The following is a 15,757-nucleotide window of genomic DNA, read 5'->3' as shown; positions in this document are numbered from 1 at the left end:
CCCTAATTTTTGCTTGCCTGAGCAGTTTTCTGAGGGATACTTGACTTATCAAATATGTTGAAAATTTTTGCAAATCTTTTCCGGAAGAAAGACAGTTCACTGGACAGTGTTCTGGTCTATCCGGAAGGGAAAAGATACTATCGCGAGTCTCATACCATTCGGAAAACCCAGATTGATCCTGATGCTCTAAAAATCATCCACAGACTGAACAAATTTGGCTATAAAGCCTTTGTCGTTGGCGGCGGTGTCCGCGATCTCATCATCGGCAGAAAGCCGAAAGATTTTGATGTTGCTACTAATGCAACCCCCAACCAGATCAAGAAGATGTTTAACAATTGCCGAATCATAGGTCGGCGTTTCAAAATCGTACACGTTTTATTTAAGGGAAAAGTTATTGAAGTTTCTACGTTTCGTTCCTTACCCGATCATAGAAATGAATCTCATGATAAAGATAAAGACTATCTGATCAAGAAGGACAATGTGTTCGGCACGGCAAAAGAAGATGCCGCAAGAAGAGATTTTACTATCAACTCTCTTTATTTTGATACAAGAAACGAATCGATCATTGACTATGTTGGTGGCTTCGATGATATCAACAATAGAATTCTCCGAGTAATCGGCGATGCTGATATGTCCTTCAAAGAAGATCCTGTTCGTATGCTAAGAGCTGTTAAATTTTCAGTTCTTTTGGGTCTGGAAATTGACAAAAAAACAAAAGCAGCTATCAAGAAAAATCGTTTAGAAATTCTAAAAGCTTCTAGTGCTCGATTGATCGAAGAATACAATAAAATTTTTCGTACTTGGAGGACTTCATTGATATTCAAGGGACTCGCTGAGAATCACCTACTCGATGTTATGATTCCAGAACCTTTTGCTCATATAAAAAAAGATGATAAGTGGGGAGATAATTTCCTCGATTCTGGAGTTGGAAAAAGACTCGCAATAGTTGATAAGTTATTGTCAGAGCGAGAAGAAATGACTCCTTGTATTTTTTATGCTTTGATTGCTTATGATTTAGTGAATGAAGCTCTCGATAAAAGCGAGAGCAGTGCTGCACATCATATAAAAGTCGCGCTGGATCCATTCTGTGATAGTATGGGAGTTTCGAAGCGAGACAAAGATAAGCTTATCAAGATATTTACAAGTCAACCAAGATTCCTGTCCATTGAAGATGAGAAAGCCGACCAGAATGCATTCTTCAAGAAGAAAGATTATTTCTATGATGCGTTTATGACTTTTAAGATCATCGCAATTTCTAAGCAAGATGATCAAGCTTTGCAATCTGCATTTTTCTGGGAAATTTCTCTAAGACAACGTCCAGTGCGCGACTACCACAACCGCAGAAATCATGGATCCAATTCCAATTCAGGAACGAATCCAAATTCAGAGAATCGCAATTCGTCGGAGAATAGATCAGACACTGGCAATTCTAGAAATAACGCCAATCGATCTCAGAGAGAAGATCGATATAAGAATGATGGAGAAAGAAGCAACAATCCATCAGAACGCAATTCATTGGAACGAAATCAACCAGACGGCAATAGACAGAAGCCAGAAAGAAACCAACCAGACGGCAATCGTCATAAACCGCGAAATGATAGAAATCTTCCGGATGGAAATAAAAACTATCCTGCGAGAAATGATAATAATCTACCGGATGGCAATCGGTTGGATGAATCAGAAAATGACAGTGGAGTTGATGGCAATAGAATTGATGGTGTAGGAAATGACGCACCCAATTCTCAACAACCAAAATCTGGTAAGCATCATTCTGGCGGTAAAAGAAACTACCGATCGGGAAGAAAGCGAGGTCGTTCGCAAAATCCTAAGCCTGGCAACAATGGAAATAGTTCCGACTCAAAAGAGCCTGGCGAGACGACTTAAATTATCCAAGACCTTTTGAATAAGGTCTTGGTTTTACCAAATCCTTTCGTTAATAATCTAATCAGTCTTTCGAATTAAGATCAATTCTGTTGTGGGATTGGAAAAATCACTGTTGTGATAGTTCCTTTCTCATTGGATTGTTCATCCAGAGTTGCTGTTAGCTGCTCGGTTAAGATTTGTATTAACATAAGACCAAATCCAGTCTTCTTAGATCCGTCTTCTTTCTTTGCATGAATGCCAATTCCATCATCAGAAATTCTGATCTGGTATAGATTGTTCGGTAGTTTTTTACCTACAATCTGCACAACTCCAGAATCCCTTCCTTGAAATCCATGCTTGAGACAATTCGTTATCAGCTCATTTACAATAATTCCAATAGGAAACAACTGAAATGTTTCTAGAAAAATATTTTCAATTTCTTGGATAATAGATATGCTATGACTATTTTTTATTTTTGTGATTTCGCTGATTAGAGATTCTAAGTAGCCTTGAAGTCCTGTAGTTTTGAAGTTTTTGGATCCAAATAATTTCTCATAGATAATCATCATACTTGTTACACGATTAGTTGCATCTTGCAATGCATCAGATAACTGTGTATCGCTTGCAGCTTGCGCCTGCAAATTCAATAGAGATGCAATCGTAGTCATATTGTTCTTGACTCTATGATGTACTTCCTTGAGAAGAATTTCTTTTTCTACTAATAGAGATTTGATCCTATTCTCTTGCTCGGTTCTCTCCGTGATGTCTTGCGCCATACAGATCGCTCCGAGCAATACACCTTGAGAATTCTTGATTCCTGCGTTTTTCCATTCGCATAGAATCTTTCGTCCATCCTTCGTAAGATTCCAATTTTGCCGATTGAACTCATCAATTCGACCCGCAGAAAATCGCTTTCGTATTTTCATAAGAATGGATTTTTCTCTTGGATCTAATATGGTTCCAATCGCTGATCTGCCAATGATTTCTGATTTAGAATAGCCAAACATTTTTTCTGCAGCTGGATTCCATTCCATAATAGTAAAATCGTTATCTAAGAATAAACATGCAATTGGCATGCTTTCTATTTGCAACTTGCTGATCTCAGCTTGGTATATCAATTCTGATTCAATTCGGTTGGATTCTGTTACATCATTGGCATATCCAATGATTCGAATGCAATTTCCATTCTCATCCACAACAGGATTCATTTTGATGCGAATCGAAAGAATGGAATCGGGTAAAGATATTCTATATTGGGTTTCTATAAAAATTTTGTTTTCGATTAGATTCTTGTAGTTTTCTATAAGCTGAGGTCTATCTTCGGGAATCACTCGATCCATAAAGGCTTGTGGATTTTTGTAAATTTCTTCTTCAGATATTTTGAATAGTTTGGAAAAGCTGGGTGTGATATAATTGATTCGATTCGTCTTTAAGTCTTCTATCCAGAAAATTTCTGTAAGATCCTGAGTTATCTGATCAAAGTAATTGCTTTTATTGATTATAGCGCGGTTGTCTTGAACATATTGGATAGCAGACTTTATATTTTCTAGGATGAATCTGGGCGGAGTATTCGCAGGCAAATATGCATAAAAAAGATCACTTGGGCTTTTTACTTTTTTCGAATGTTCATGCTCTGATCCAATTAAGATTATGGGAATACTACCATTTGAATTGCTGTATCTATCAAAAATTTCTTGGGTGATATTGGAAGAGGCATGGTCTAGATCCAACACAATGAGGTTTATATTATCTTCCTGAGACTTGGGAACCAGATCTAGGTTGTCGGATGTCTCCGGAATACTGAGCGTTTCTAATCCCAAGTCCACCAATTGAGGCGCAATTGCTTCCTCAACGAGGGCAGGAATTCCTACAAGAAGGACAGGATTAGATTTTTTTGGAGTCATTGCTTATTTTCTCTACAAAAATTAAAAAATATCGATTTAGCTTAAAAAAAACTCTCTTGTAAAATTGCATATCATTCGAAGATTTCCATAGGGAAAAATTTTCATAAAATAAAAAATTTTTTCACAGCTCAATATTTCCTGATTACCTGCATTTTTACTCAATTTTATCCAAAAAACACTAATTTACTATCAATATCTAGAGATTAATTATAGCTTTTCGATCTCCGATCATTGGAACGTAAGAAGAAATAGACCAAAAAACCAGACATACAGACAGAAGGCCAGGAAGGCGTTCTAGTCCGTGATCACGTTTCAAGGAGGAAACTATGATCATTAACCACAACTTATCCGCGATTAACTCGCATCGAGTTCTTAAGTTCCAGAACGAAGAAGTTTCTAAAAACATGGAAACTCTATCTTCTGGTATGCGAATCAACCGTGCCGGAGACGACGCTTCCGGTTTGGCAGTTTCGGAGAAAATGAGAACTCAGGTAAAGGGACTCAGGCAAGCAGAGAGAAATGCTGAAGACGGTATGTCCATGATTCAAACCACGGAAGGTTACATTCAAGAGATGAATGATATCATCCAAAGAATTAGAGTTCTGGCAATCCAATCTTCAAACGGTATCTATACCCAAGAAGATAGGCAGATGATCCAAGTTGAAGTTTCCCAGTTGGTAGATGAGGTAGATCGAATCGCTTCTCAAGCAGAATTCAATAAAATGAATCTTCTTCAAGGTGATTTCGCTCGTGGTTCTCGTTCTGCATCTATGTGGTTCCACATAGGACCAAATCAGCACCAAAGAGAGAGAGTATTCATTGCAACAATGACTGCTAAATCTCTAAGCTTGAGAAAAGAAGATAATTCACTTCTAACTCTTTCTACAGCTGATTTTGCAAACGAAGCAATCGCAGTACTTGATGATGCTCTTTACAAAATAAACAAACAAAGAGCGAATCTAGGTTCATACTTTAACAGGTTGGAACATGCTACGAAAGGTCTCATGAACGCTTATGAGAATACTCAAGCATCTGAATCTAGAATCAGGGATGCGGACATGGCTGAAGAAACAGTTGCTTTTACCAAGAATCAGATTCTCGTTCAATCGGGAACTGCAATGCTTGCTCAAGCAAATGTTAGACCACAGTCAGTTCTATCTCTATTGAGATAATTCAAGACCAAACTCTAAATCGGGGCTAGCTCTAGTCCCGATTCTATCTCTAAGTTCATAAGGCAGACAACTCTGGTTAGTCCCAGTAGAGGTTTGCCTTTTTTGTTTATTCATATATTATGAACAATTAATATAAAAAAATAAAAAAATATTGATTTTTTTTCTATATTATGTTAAGTTAGAATGTGAAAGGGGATATTAATATAAACTTTCCTTTGGCGCATGTTTCTATGTCGGGCTGCTGATCCCCTTTGCGGCCGGACATGGAATGTCCGACTAATCAATATTAATTGGTTAGTAGAAAGCAAAGGAGTGTGAACGATGATTATCAATCACAACATGAGTGCGATTAATGCGCATCGTGCTCTAAAGTTCAATCAGACGGACGTAGATAAGTCCATGAAGGCGCTCGCATCGGGTATGAGAATAAATACCGCAGGTGACGACGCTTCAGGGCTTGCTGTGTCGGAGAAGCTAAGAACTCAGATAAGGGGTCTTAGACAGGCGGAGAGAAATGCTGAGGATGGAATGAGTTTCATTCAGACAGCTGAGGGTTTTCTGGATCAATCGGCACAAATAGTCCAGAGAATGCGAGTTCTTGCTGTTCAATCTTCGAACGGAATCTACTCCACGGAAGACAGGCAGATGATTCAAGTAGAAGTATCTGCTCTGGTTGATGAGATCGATCGAATTGCTTCTCAAGCAGAGTTTAACAAGTTTAAGCTTTTTGAGGGACAGTTCGCAAGAGGTTCAAGAGATGCATCCATGTGGTTTCATATGGGTCCAAATCAACACCAGAGAGAGCGTTTCTATATTGGAACGATGACTGCAAAGGCTTTGAAAATGGTAGGCGATGACGGTCGTCCAATTTCTCTATCAACACCAGAGAAATCGGATAACTTGATTGGTCTAGCGGATGCAGCTTTGGATAAGATCATGAAGCAGCGTGCTGACATGGGTGCTTATTACAACCGAATGGAATACACTTCCAAAGGTTTGATGGCGGCTTATGAGAACATGCAAGCTTCAGAGTCAAGAATCAGAGATGCTGATATGGCAGAAGAGATGGTTGCGTATACAACTAAACAGATATTGGTGCAGAGTGGTACGGCGATGCTCGCGCAATCAAATATGAAGCCAGCTTCAGTTCTTAAACTTTTGACTTCCGTCTAAAGCGGATGCCCCCGGTCAAACGGGGGTTTTTTTTATTATGGGTTAGATTGCGATCCATCGAATCATTTTAATCTCCCCAATTGTCTTTCACTTCTGATCCAGGGTAGGTAACAACACTTGTCTCAAGAAGAAGAGTCATCTGATCTAAGTAGATGAAGAAAGGACCTTTTTGTTGGAATGGAGATGAACTCAACCTAATGCCTTTTAGTTGGAGTGGAATCTGTAGAGACTGGATGAGTCTTAGATTCTTTGGAGGGATATTCAATTTTACTTCTAATCTTCTCCAGCCTTCAAATTTGAGACTACCTAGATCCAAATATATATCTGATGATTTTTTCTGTTCCAAAATCAATTTGGCTGTCATATCCACATTTTCAGAATAGACCCAAAATATCAGCCGTATGGGAATTCCTAGAGGGAAATAAATTGCTGACTTCGGACGAATCTCCACCTTATCAATCCCAGGTTGCTCTACATAACTATGTATCATAAAAGAATATTTGTTGGTGAGTGGAAATAAGTTTTTGAAGAAAGCAGATTCTTTTGTATATGCTTCATTTTCTGGTTTTTTGGAAATAAATTCTGTATGGTTGAGAAATGAGTTACCTCGAAAAATTTCCCATGGATTCTGTCTTTCGAATGAATCGATCAGGAATAATTGATAGCTTGCGCGGCTCTGGACAATTTTTTCTAGAAGCTCGACTCGTCCTAGTTCGTCGCGATCAATCTTGGTTGGTGCCGAATGGAATGGAAAAAAGATTGCCGTAATTAGAAAAAAAATCAATGCTCTAGAGATCGGTCTAAGAGAAACCGATATAATAAATACCATGGCTGATCGAGAAAATGTTAAAATTGTAATATCTGCTGCTCTCATTGTTGTTGTAGCATCCATGGGGATCTATGCTTTTATCTATCGGGATAAAATCTCACAAATGTTACCAAATTGGCAGACAAAGGGAAAAACCGAGCGCATGATCTCGGATGAAGGGACTGATTCTAGCTCACCTTTGCCAATTCCGAGCGGTATGGAGCCTTCTGACGAAGATAAAGAGTATCTGGGATACAAAACTGACCCAGAAACCAAAAACTATCCTGATATTCCTCTCAATAAAGAAACGCAAAGCCCTCCCAAGTCAGATCCGACGGCGAGTTTTACGGGAACTGAATCCAAATCGGATCAGATGAATCCTGCAAATAAAATGATCGAAAGCTATCCGAAAGAAACTACGGGAATTGTAGATTCTCCCAAAAAATCAGATTCGGACAATTCGGGAATGAAGACTTCGGTTGATTCGAACAAAACGACAACCAAGACGACCGAATACAAACCGAACGTTGACAGAAACTGGACAGAGAAAAAACCCACAACAAGAACTGCTCCCACTGACACAAAAAAACTCTCCAGTGATAAAAAGAAATCATCAGACAAAAAACAAACTTCAGATAGAAAACAGACCTCAGTAACCAAAAACACAACCAAAACCACGTATCCCAAATCGACAACCACGGTTAAGAATACATCTAGCAAACAAAACACATCAGCATCGAAAGTATCGAACGTAAAGAACTCAACGACTAGTTCGAGCGCTAAGTCCAATGATATGAACGAAAGAATCCGAAACCTTGAATCGAAGTTAAACGTTCATATGCAAGACACAGGCAAAAGACTGGACGGAATCGAGAGAAGATTGGAAAAACTAGAAAGACAATTAGAATCGAGATAGTTGTTCATGAATTTATCCGAAAGGTATTTCCGGATTCGAGATGAAGCAATCGCAATCTCTGGTAATCCAAACCTCTGCTTGATTGCTGTATCCAAACGACATCCTTACTCTTCACTGAGAGATGCATTTATGGGTGGAGTTTTGGATTTTGGAGAGAATCAAATCTCTGAGGGTCTCGGCAAAATCCAAGAATGGAAAGCTGAGTTTCCCGAACGCAATATCTATTTCCATCATATTGGTCCCGTTCAAACAGGTAGTCTTAGAAAGTTATTTGGGAATTTTCAATTCACTCACGGAGTAGGAAGTCTCAATACATTAAAAGAATTGAAGAAACGCTCAGACAAAGAAGTTTCTTCTCTGAAGTATTTTCTGCAAGTAAACCTCACATTAGAAGATAGTAAGAATGGAATACTCGAAGAAGAAGTTACGCAAATTCTTGGATCGATTCAGGATTATTCATCGGATCGATTGATTTTTGCTGGACTAATGACTATGGGCCCGACTGATGAAGATCCGATCAAGACTCGTGAAGTCTTCAAGAAACTTCGTTTGATCCGAGATGATCTATGCCCAGGAAAAAGTCTATCTATGGGAATGTCTGGTGATTATAAGATTGCTCTCGAAGAAGGATCGGATATAATAAGGATCGGGACTGCCATTTTTGGAGAAAGAAATTATGGATAAGATGCGTATTGGATTTATTGGTCTGGGAAATATGGGATATGCCATCTACAATGGAATTGGTGACGATTATATAAAACTTGCTTATGATCCAATTCCCAAGTATATTGAAGAAATAGAATATTCGGAATCGGTTCGAGAGATTGCAGATAAGTCGGAAATTTTGATTATCTGTGTGAAACCTCACCAAGTAGAAAAAGTGATCCGAGAAATCGAATCTCCTAGAACCATCATCTCGATTGCTGCGGGAATCGACTATAAATCTCTTGTTAGTTGGGCAGATCCGGAATCTAGAGTCATTCGCACCATGCCCAATCTTCCTTTGCAATCGAAAACTGGAGTGATCGCATACTTCGGTAACACAGAAGAATATTCGATCATCGAATTGTTATTCTCCAAATTGGGTAAGACTGTAGCACTCGAAAAAGAAGAGTTGATGGACGCTGTGACCGGGCTCTCTGGTTCAGGACCTGCATTCGTATTTAGCTTTCTGCAAGCTATGGCAGAAGGTGGAGTGAAGTCTGGTCTTGCTTACAGTGAATCTCTAAGTATAGCGATTGAGACCATAGCCGGATCCATGAGCTATCTAAAATCAGAACTAGAAAAAGACGGATCGATTCATCCCATGGAACTTCGCAATCGAGTGACTTCTCCTGGCGGAACAACGATCTATGGAATCTCCGAATGGGAGAAGAATAAAGTCTCTTATGGAATCGCTGAGTCTGTATTCCAAGCAAGCAAGAGATCCAAAGAATTAGGCAAAAACTGACGATCTCGTTTTGTTCAATAAATTATTTCCTCGCTCACTTGCCAGATCGTCAATAATTTATTTCCTCGCTTACTTACTTACTTACTTGCTTACTAGCTAACCAATAATTTATTTACAAATCAATGATTGTCTGAACAGCATTTCTATCGATTAATAGATTCCGTCGGCATCCCATTGGAAAGATACGCCAGGCATAATATAGATTTCTAGAGTTGTCTGTCTGCTCGAAGTTGAGATCTCAGAAATACCAATTAGGGAAGATCTTGCACTGTAGTCAGAGCGATTGACTGCACTGAGTGTATCACCGAAATATTCAGAATAGGTTCTTTTGAAATCTTGACGAATCATCCCAATATCCAAACTGAAACGGCAATATCGAAAAGAGGATTCAAGAAAGAAAATATTTCCTTTGTCGGATGCCTTGCCCGCATAGATCGGAAGAGCTCCCGCATAACCTTGGTTCTCACCGATTGTCTGTGTGATAAATTGCGCACCAAAGACAGAAAAATTCCCAGATCGATTGAGCAATTCGAATCGACTGCGAATCTCCCACCAATCTGTGAGCTTCATCTTTATAAGTATACCAGGAAGAATTCCTCGCATGGAATATTCTGCGTTGGCATCACCACCAAACGACCATGTTGTGCGACTGTCTGGACTGCCAGCAACTGGTCTGCTGGAAGTATAAGATCCATAAGAGATTTGGTTTTTTTCTGAGTATTGGTGGATGTTGATCGAAGGTCCAATCATAAGCCAACCAAGAACAGGATGAATATACGACAGACGGAAATGCTGGCTTTTGCCCTCGAAACGTAGTAGACGATTGCCTTCAAAGGCAGACGCCCAGTAATTCGGAGTTCTTGGTGAAACAAATTCAACAGAGGCTGGATTGCCTCGTCCGAATTTACCTAAGGTCCAATCTTCGGCAAACTGGATCTCGAATTTATTCTTATATCCGTAAGTTATATCTCTGTATTGAGGTGTGGTTGCAAGATTTTTGGATTCTTTGACGGGAATCGCCAAAGGTGAGTTAGGATCTGCATTTTGTCTCAAGGCAGAGTTGACTAGCCAATTTTGTCCAGTCTCATTGAGAATGGCTGAGTCCAATCTTCCCAAACCAAATCCCAATCGAAATTGCAGACGGTGTTCGAATACTCCATTGAAATTATCAAAAGGTTCGTTACCGCTGATCAGTCCGTTCTTCGCTTTGGATTCATCTTTGGCTTTTTGTTCACTGGAAGTTTTGTTATCCTTTTGCTTATTTGCCGAGTCCGTAGATCCAGTGTTAGGCTGAGATAGGATAGGGAATGCTAGGCTTGCGATTAAGAGAAAAATAAAAGTCTGCAAGCCAATCTTTTTGGATAGGAAAGCTATGATGTTTCTTCGTGTGATGGGTTTTTTGTTTAAATTTTTCATATTGGTAACTAAGAATGATCTAGTAAATCACTTGATGATCTTGATCGTTCCTATTGTAATTTCTGTTCTTCTATTGCGTGGTTCTGCACTGATTGTATTCACGATCTTCTGAAGATCAGCAAACCCATCAACTTCGGTGAATCGCTCTTCTGCGATACTTCCCGCCTTCATCAATTCTTCTTTTACCGAGACTGCACGTGCTTTAGATAGACGCATATTCAATTGGAAGGCTCCGACGCTATCTGTATGTCCGCCGACTTTTGCTTTGGTTTCGGGATAGGCTGCCATAGCAGCGGCAATTTTGCCAAGTAGCTCTTTTGCTTTGGGAGTGAGGGAAGACTTACCTGTGGGAAAGGATACGTCTCCATCAATACTGAGTAGGATTTCTCTTAGCTTCTTCTCATCATCTTCGATTCGCTTGAGGGCTACACCTTGAGCTTCGAGACCGTCACTGACTTGCTTGAATTCGGTTCCTGAATATTCGAAGTCTCTTTTGACTCCTAGATACAATTTCTCCATATAATTCTCGGTTCCGAGCTCTTCGAGTTTGCCTTCTTCTAGAGAACCCAATGCTTCTTCACGATTTGCAACTTGATCGATGGGTTTCTCGACGGCACATCCACAGAATTTCTTCCAGGTAGGAGTCTGTTGGATCTCTTCCCAACTAATGGCAGATAGGTCGTGGTTGCCTGCATTCAGCGCAATCATAAGCAGACCCATTGGTAGCATCCATTTCATTGTTTTCATAGTTTTTCTCTCAATATCCTTTCGCATTCAATTTATGAATTCTTGCTCTATTGTGGAACTTCGCACAAGGTAAAACCCTGCCCGAAGTTCGTCGTTTTCTATTGCTCTACACAGATCAGTTTTTTGCTGGCACTACAGATAGATTCACTGCTGACAACCGTACCTGCTCCATTGTTTTTCCAAATCTGTCCGTAAAAGAAGGCTGCTGCGTTAGTCGGACAGTTAATATAAGTAAAACCGTGGCAGTTGTTTCTATACACTGTTGCTGCATCAACACAAGTTCCCGCTGGAGTACTGGGTTGTACTGCTGATGTGAGATTGTCTGTCATTCCAGTCCAAAATTCGTCTGCCAGAGTAGTTGAAAAGTCTCTTCCCATACCCATTGGGTTAAATGATCCTCCAGCACCTGCGATAAACAAACGTTGGTGTTCATCACTGCAGTTTGTATAACCGCTGCTATTGCAACGGTAATAATGCAGGCCGGCTGCAATAGGCCAGCCTGCTCCACCATTAACGCGATCATTGACTTCGCCACTACTATTGCTTGATATCAATGCTTTATAGGTTCCCGTCACTCCTCCAGGTTTATTGCTATTGCAATTGCTATCGGCACCAAGAACACCTTGAGCAGTCATCTCACCTTGAAAAGTAGAAGTTGTAACAAATACCCGTTTGCCCGCAGGTTCGTTGTCCTGGTTGCTAATGTTTGGAGTAACTACAGTAGCTGGGGCGCCAGTGTAATTTGCTTCAAGAGCATCTCTTGTCATGGTCACTGTAAAAGTTTGTGTTCCATCTGCATAACTGTCATCGAATCCTTGGACTGTAAAAGTTTGTCTTTTTGCATCATTGGAGCATCCATTATCGCTCGCATTGGCAAGATCAACTTGACTGTTAACCGGAAATACAATGCTTGCAGTCGATAAGGTTCCACATTCATCACTTGCAACTGTACACGCAATACTGAGCGTAATCGCAGCGTTTGGATTGTTAGCTCCCAGACAAACATCAACTGTTGCTATGTCCGCATTTGCCTCTCGAGTGTTTCCAGTAACCTTTACATAGAAGTACTCTTCATTGTCTGTAGTTCTGGCAAAGATATCCACTGGATTGTAAACAACGACTCCAGTGGATTCGGCAGTGATTACTGTCCAGTCTTGATTGGCATCAACTATAGCATCATCCACATGAGTAAGAGCAATCTGATTTGCCGCTCCAGCTGTAAGTGTATTGTAGGTTGTTCCATCTATAGTCACGTTAGCCGGAACCGTTCCCTCAGTTGCATCGGAGGTAGATAGAGGAACGGTTACTGTTCCACCAGGGTTAGTTTTGGTGATAAGCCAGATATTTGTCGTGGCACTAGGCTCTGCTCCAGACAAACGACTTCCTGTTGTTCCCAATGGTGATCCAGAGAAATTGCAAGGTTGGATCAAATGTGCTCCGTCGTTGTCGCAAGAACGAACTCGGAATACTGGAGGAGTGACCGTTGTGCTATAGGTATTGTCCGTTGAAGCTACAGTAAAATTGACATTGTAGTCTTGGTTTCCAAGGTCGGCTCCATCGCTCGATCCTCGGACTTGGAAGGTTTGGTAGGTATTCCAGTTGGCTGTCGTAAAAGTTAACGAAGGAGTGAGAATCGTGCATTTTGTTCCACAATTGGAAGTATAATTGAGAGTAACATCACCTGTAGGTTTGGAGCGAAGACGAATCTGAAAGTTTGCATAGTTTGAACCCATTTGGTTGTTCTCATCTGTTGCAAATCCATTGATGGTTCCACCCGCTGCTGCAGTTGTGCCAGTAGTCGCATCAAATCTTTGATAAGCATATCCGGGTACACTTTGGTCTTTGTTGTAGACAACTACGTCCCTTGGTTTGATTCCATTGTAGTCGGCATCCGCACTTACGGATGGATTGGTTCGGATAGTATAGATCTTCAGACCATCTACTTCTAAGTCATCATTCGAACTTACTGTTACGAGTTGCGGAGTATTAAAATTACCATTTGTAAATGTTAGAGTAGTCGGGCTTGCATTTCCTTCGCGATTGTTTGCATTGATTGGATCGTGTGTATCATTGATCCCAATGGTAACATTTGCGGTAGGAGCTGTTCGCAAAACTACACTGAATGTCCCACTGTTCGGTGTTGCTACACCTGGCTCTTCCATGATCTGGGAAATATTGGAAACACGGATACCCGGACCTTCATCATCTTCCACAGTAGCTGTGATATTGCATGGATCCAGACCTGAATAGGTTCCAGTCACAACTTCATTCGATCCATTTTTCATGACAGCATCACCAAGAGTAATGGTTGCAGCATCCACTACAGTATTTCGGATCGCATCATTGACTCGAGTGAATACGAAGCACTGACGGTTATTGGAGCCACTTGTAGTAAATACCAATTTATCTGGAAAAGGATTGGAAGCAGCGGGAATACTTGGTACAGTTGGACTTGCTTGATTAACATAGGCTATATGTTGGATCGTCATTCGCGTATCATAGGGATTATTCAATGTGACAGGAATCTCAACCGATCCAGTGAAAGCTGTTGGAAGAATGACACAGGATTGGAAGGATCGATAGCCCCAAGATGTTCCACCATCAACATCCGTATCTGTAAGAAAGTTATCGGTGGCAGAATTATAAACGGAATTCACATCGCCATCTTCAATTAAGCTTACTGTCTGAGTTGAAACGGTGATCTGGGTTGTGCAACTTGGCACACTGGAAGTCGTTGCATCAGTTCCAGAATCACTACTCGTTTCATCTTCAGTACCTGCTACAGCTTCTAAGGCTTCCGTCAAACCAAACAACATTCGATCGGCAGCATCATTCACAGCCTGGCAGTTTAAACCAAAGGATAAAAGAAATAAAAAAATGACTGATTGAAATATTTTCTTAAAGGTGTATCTGTTCTGCATGTTAAGGCCTCGTGATGGAAAACTATCTAGCGTCTTTTTAATGAAGACGAAAAAAACTGCAAGTTTTAATTATTTAATTGGGTGAATACGATGTATCTATTATACATTGAATAAAGGTGTTTCAATTGTATATTTTCTAGTAAAAAAGTTATATTAAAAATATATAATATATTAATCTATTTGGTTATTTTCTAAACAGGAAATCGGTAAAATAAACCTATAGGATCATTCAGGCTACCGATTGGAGTATTAATTTCCAAAATGGAGGATTGTTTTTGTCATAATGTATAGGAGGATAGGGGATTGTAGAGATTAACCTACAATCCGTTGAATTGTTACAAAGATAATACGATCGTTCGGATTAAATGAATTTTAGAAATTGCTCAACTTCTTTCTTGGATCCTACAATCATTGTGGATCTTTGGTGAAGTTGTGTCGGTGTAAGATCAAGAATTCTCTCACCTTTTACCGTTACAGCCATTCCACCTGCTTGTTCTGCAATAAAAGCCATAGGTGCAACTTCGTATAACAGACGCAATTTGCCATCAGGATATTTGTTGGATTTTGTATCATTTGGATAGAGAAAGATTCCACCTTTTAGGAGGTTGCGATGGAAGTCGGCAACAAGAGATCCAATATATCGTGCTGTTTTGGGTTTGCCGTCTTCGAGAGATTTGATATGTTTTACATAGTTTTGGAATTCAGGCGACCAATAGTTGTAATTGCCTTCGTTCACAGAATAGATGTTACCTGTCTCTGGCATCACCATATTGGGATGAGATAGCAGGAATTCTCCGCAAGAAGGATCGAGTGTAAATCCTACAACTCCGTTGCCTGTAGATAGTACAAGCATGGTCGAAGATCCGTACACAATGTATCCAGCACAACGTTGTTTGTGTCCGACTTGCAATAGATCTGCTTTGGTTCCAGGAGTTTTCGCTTCGATGTCTAGTCTTCTATGGATGGAGAAAATGGTTCCAATCGATACATTGGAGTCGATGTTAGATGAGCCGTCTAGCGGATCGATAGCAATTGTGTATTTGCCACATTTATAGCCTTCGGGTATCGGGATGATTTCTTCTTGTTCTTCGCTTGCCATAACACAGAGATGTCCGCAGATTGTTAAGGCATTGGTAAAAATCCGATCGGCATAGTCATCTAGCTTCATGACCGTCTCGCCTTGGACGTTTTCTTTCTGAGTTGCACCCAAGATATTATCGAGAAGCCCAGCTTTTCTTACTTCGCGGGATACAATTTTGGCTGCATACAGCAGGTGGCTCATAAGAGCCGTGAAGCCACCAGTTGCATAGGGCAACTTCAATTGTTCTTCGATCAAAAATTGTGAGAGTGATATAAGATTGTCTTGTGGTTTTAGTGGCATCATAGA

11 protein-coding genes and 1 pseudogene are annotated in these 15,757 nt (G+C 40.2%); 6 read left to right on the top strand and 6 right to left on the bottom strand.

Features of this window, described 5'->3' with window-relative positions; translation table 11 throughout:
* Positions 1-57: 57 nt before the first annotated feature.
* Positions 58-1,518: pseudogene (gene pcnB / locus O4O04_RS12650) on the top strand (polynucleotide adenylyltransferase PcnB); the annotation flags it as partial.
* A 446-nt stretch (positions 1,519-1,964) separates the two neighbouring features.
* On the opposite strand, the gene O4O04_RS12645 reads toward pcnB, so the two are convergent.
* Positions 1,965-3,767 carry a sensor histidine kinase gene (locus O4O04_RS12645; protein WP_272532103.1) on the bottom strand — a complete coding sequence of 601 codons (1,803 nt, stop codon included), beginning with the start codon at positions 3,765-3,767 and terminating at the stop codon, positions 1,965-1,967.
* A gap of 326 nt (positions 3,768-4,093) precedes the next feature.
* Between O4O04_RS12645 and O4O04_RS12640 the strand changes: the two genes are divergently transcribed.
* On the top strand, positions 4,094-4,939 hold the full coding sequence (locus O4O04_RS12640) for a flagellin N-terminal helical domain-containing protein (protein ID WP_272532102.1): 846 nt from the start codon (positions 4,094-4,096) through the stop codon (positions 4,937-4,939).
* Between the two features lie 321 nt (positions 4,940-5,260).
* Positions 5,261-6,112: a flagellin N-terminal helical domain-containing protein gene (locus O4O04_RS12635; protein ID WP_272532100.1), complete on the top strand. Its 852-nt coding sequence runs from the start codon at positions 5,261-5,263 to the stop codon at positions 6,110-6,112.
* A 67-nt stretch (positions 6,113-6,179) separates the two neighbouring features.
* On the opposite strand, the gene O4O04_RS12630 is transcribed toward O4O04_RS12635, so the two are convergent.
* On the bottom strand, positions 6,180-6,941 hold the full coding sequence (locus tag O4O04_RS12630) for a flagellar filament outer layer protein FlaA (RefSeq protein ID WP_272532099.1): 762 nt from the start codon (positions 6,939-6,941) through the stop codon (positions 6,180-6,182).
* Between O4O04_RS12630 and O4O04_RS12625 the strand changes: the two genes are divergently transcribed.
* Genes O4O04_RS12625 through proC form a run of 3 tightly spaced genes read left to right on the top strand, consistent with a single transcriptional unit; the run spans position 6,940 to position 9,286 of the window.
* On the top strand, positions 6,940-7,836 hold the full coding sequence (locus O4O04_RS12625) for a hypothetical protein (protein WP_272532098.1): 897 nt from the start codon (positions 6,940-6,942) through the stop codon (positions 7,834-7,836). The genes O4O04_RS12630 and O4O04_RS12625 overlap by 2 nt on opposite strands.
* 6 nt (positions 7,837-7,842) lie before the next feature.
* The gene (locus O4O04_RS12620; protein ID WP_272532097.1) at positions 7,843-8,520 is read left to right on the top strand and encodes a YggS family pyridoxal phosphate-dependent enzyme; all 678 of its coding nucleotides are present in this window, start codon (positions 7,843-7,845) and stop codon (positions 8,518-8,520) included.
* Positions 8,513-9,286 carry a pyrroline-5-carboxylate reductase gene (proC, locus tag O4O04_RS12615; RefSeq protein ID WP_272532096.1) on the top strand — a complete coding sequence of 258 codons (774 nt, stop codon included), beginning with the start codon at positions 8,513-8,515 and terminating at the stop codon, positions 9,284-9,286. The genes O4O04_RS12620 and proC overlap by 8 nt, the downstream gene beginning before the upstream one ends.
* Before the next feature lie 150 nt (positions 9,287-9,436).
* Here proC and O4O04_RS12610 read toward each other — a convergent pair whose 3' ends face one another.
* The 4 genes from O4O04_RS12610 to fbp form a co-directional block, all read right to left on the bottom strand.
* Positions 9,437-10,702, bottom strand: coding sequence for a hypothetical protein (locus tag O4O04_RS12610; RefSeq protein ID WP_272532095.1), 1,266 nt, complete (start codon positions 10,700-10,702; stop codon positions 9,437-9,439).
* A 27-nt stretch (positions 10,703-10,729) separates the two neighbouring features.
* A complete protein-coding gene (locus O4O04_RS12605) occupies positions 10,730-11,449 on the bottom strand; it encodes an OmpA family protein (RefSeq protein ID WP_272532094.1) in 720 nt (239 codons plus the stop codon).
* Between the two features lie 98 nt (positions 11,450-11,547).
* Positions 11,548-14,370, bottom strand: a complete 2,823-nt coding sequence (locus O4O04_RS12600) for a hypothetical protein (RefSeq protein ID WP_272532093.1) — start codon at positions 14,368-14,370, stop codon at positions 11,548-11,550.
* Positions 14,371-14,731: 361 nt separating this feature from the next.
* A complete protein-coding gene (gene fbp / locus O4O04_RS12595) occupies positions 14,732-15,754 on the bottom strand; it encodes a class 1 fructose-bisphosphatase (RefSeq protein ID WP_336297480.1) in 1,023 nt (340 codons plus the stop codon).
* Between the last annotated feature and the right edge of the window lie 3 nt (positions 15,755-15,757).

Origin of the sequence: Leptospira sp. GIMC2001, assembly GCF_028462125.1 — a bacterium.
Taxonomy (GTDB): Bacteria; Spirochaetota; Leptospiria; order Leptospirales; family Leptospiraceae.
Note: the sequence above shows the minus strand (reverse complement) of the source record. Positions and strands in the feature narration are given on the sequence as shown.

Coding starts and splice junctions, on each gene's coding strand:
- O4O04_RS12645 (WP_272532103.1), bottom strand. CDS start 3,767: ATGACTCCAAAAAAATCTAATCCTGTCCTTCTTGTAGGAATTCCTGCC.
- O4O04_RS12640 (WP_272532102.1), top strand. CDS start 4,094: ATGATCATTAACCACAACTTATCCGCGATTAACTCGCATCGAGTTCTT.
- O4O04_RS12635 (WP_272532100.1), top strand. CDS start 5,261: ATGATTATCAATCACAACATGAGTGCGATTAATGCGCATCGTGCTCTA.
- O4O04_RS12625 (WP_272532098.1), top strand. CDS start 6,940: ATGGCTGATCGAGAAAATGTTAAAATTGTAATATCTGCTGCTCTCATT.
- O4O04_RS12630 (WP_272532099.1), bottom strand. CDS start 6,941: ATGGTATTTATTATATCGGTTTCTCTTAGACCGATCTCTAGAGCATTG.
- O4O04_RS12620 (WP_272532097.1), top strand. CDS start 7,843: ATGAATTTATCCGAAAGGTATTTCCGGATTCGAGATGAAGCAATCGCA.
- proC (WP_272532096.1), top strand. CDS start 8,513: ATGGATAAGATGCGTATTGGATTTATTGGTCTGGGAAATATGGGATAT.
- O4O04_RS12610 (WP_272532095.1), bottom strand. CDS start 10,702: ATGAAAAATTTAAACAAAAAACCCATCACACGAAGAAACATCATAGCT.
- O4O04_RS12605 (WP_272532094.1), bottom strand. CDS start 11,449: ATGAAAACAATGAAATGGATGCTACCAATGGGTCTGCTTATGATTGCG.
- O4O04_RS12600 (WP_272532093.1), bottom strand. CDS start 14,370: ATGCAGAACAGATACACCTTTAAGAAAATATTTCAATCAGTCATTTTT.
- fbp (WP_336297480.1), bottom strand. CDS start 15,754: ATGATGCCACTAAAACCACAAGACAATCTTATATCACTCTCACAATTT.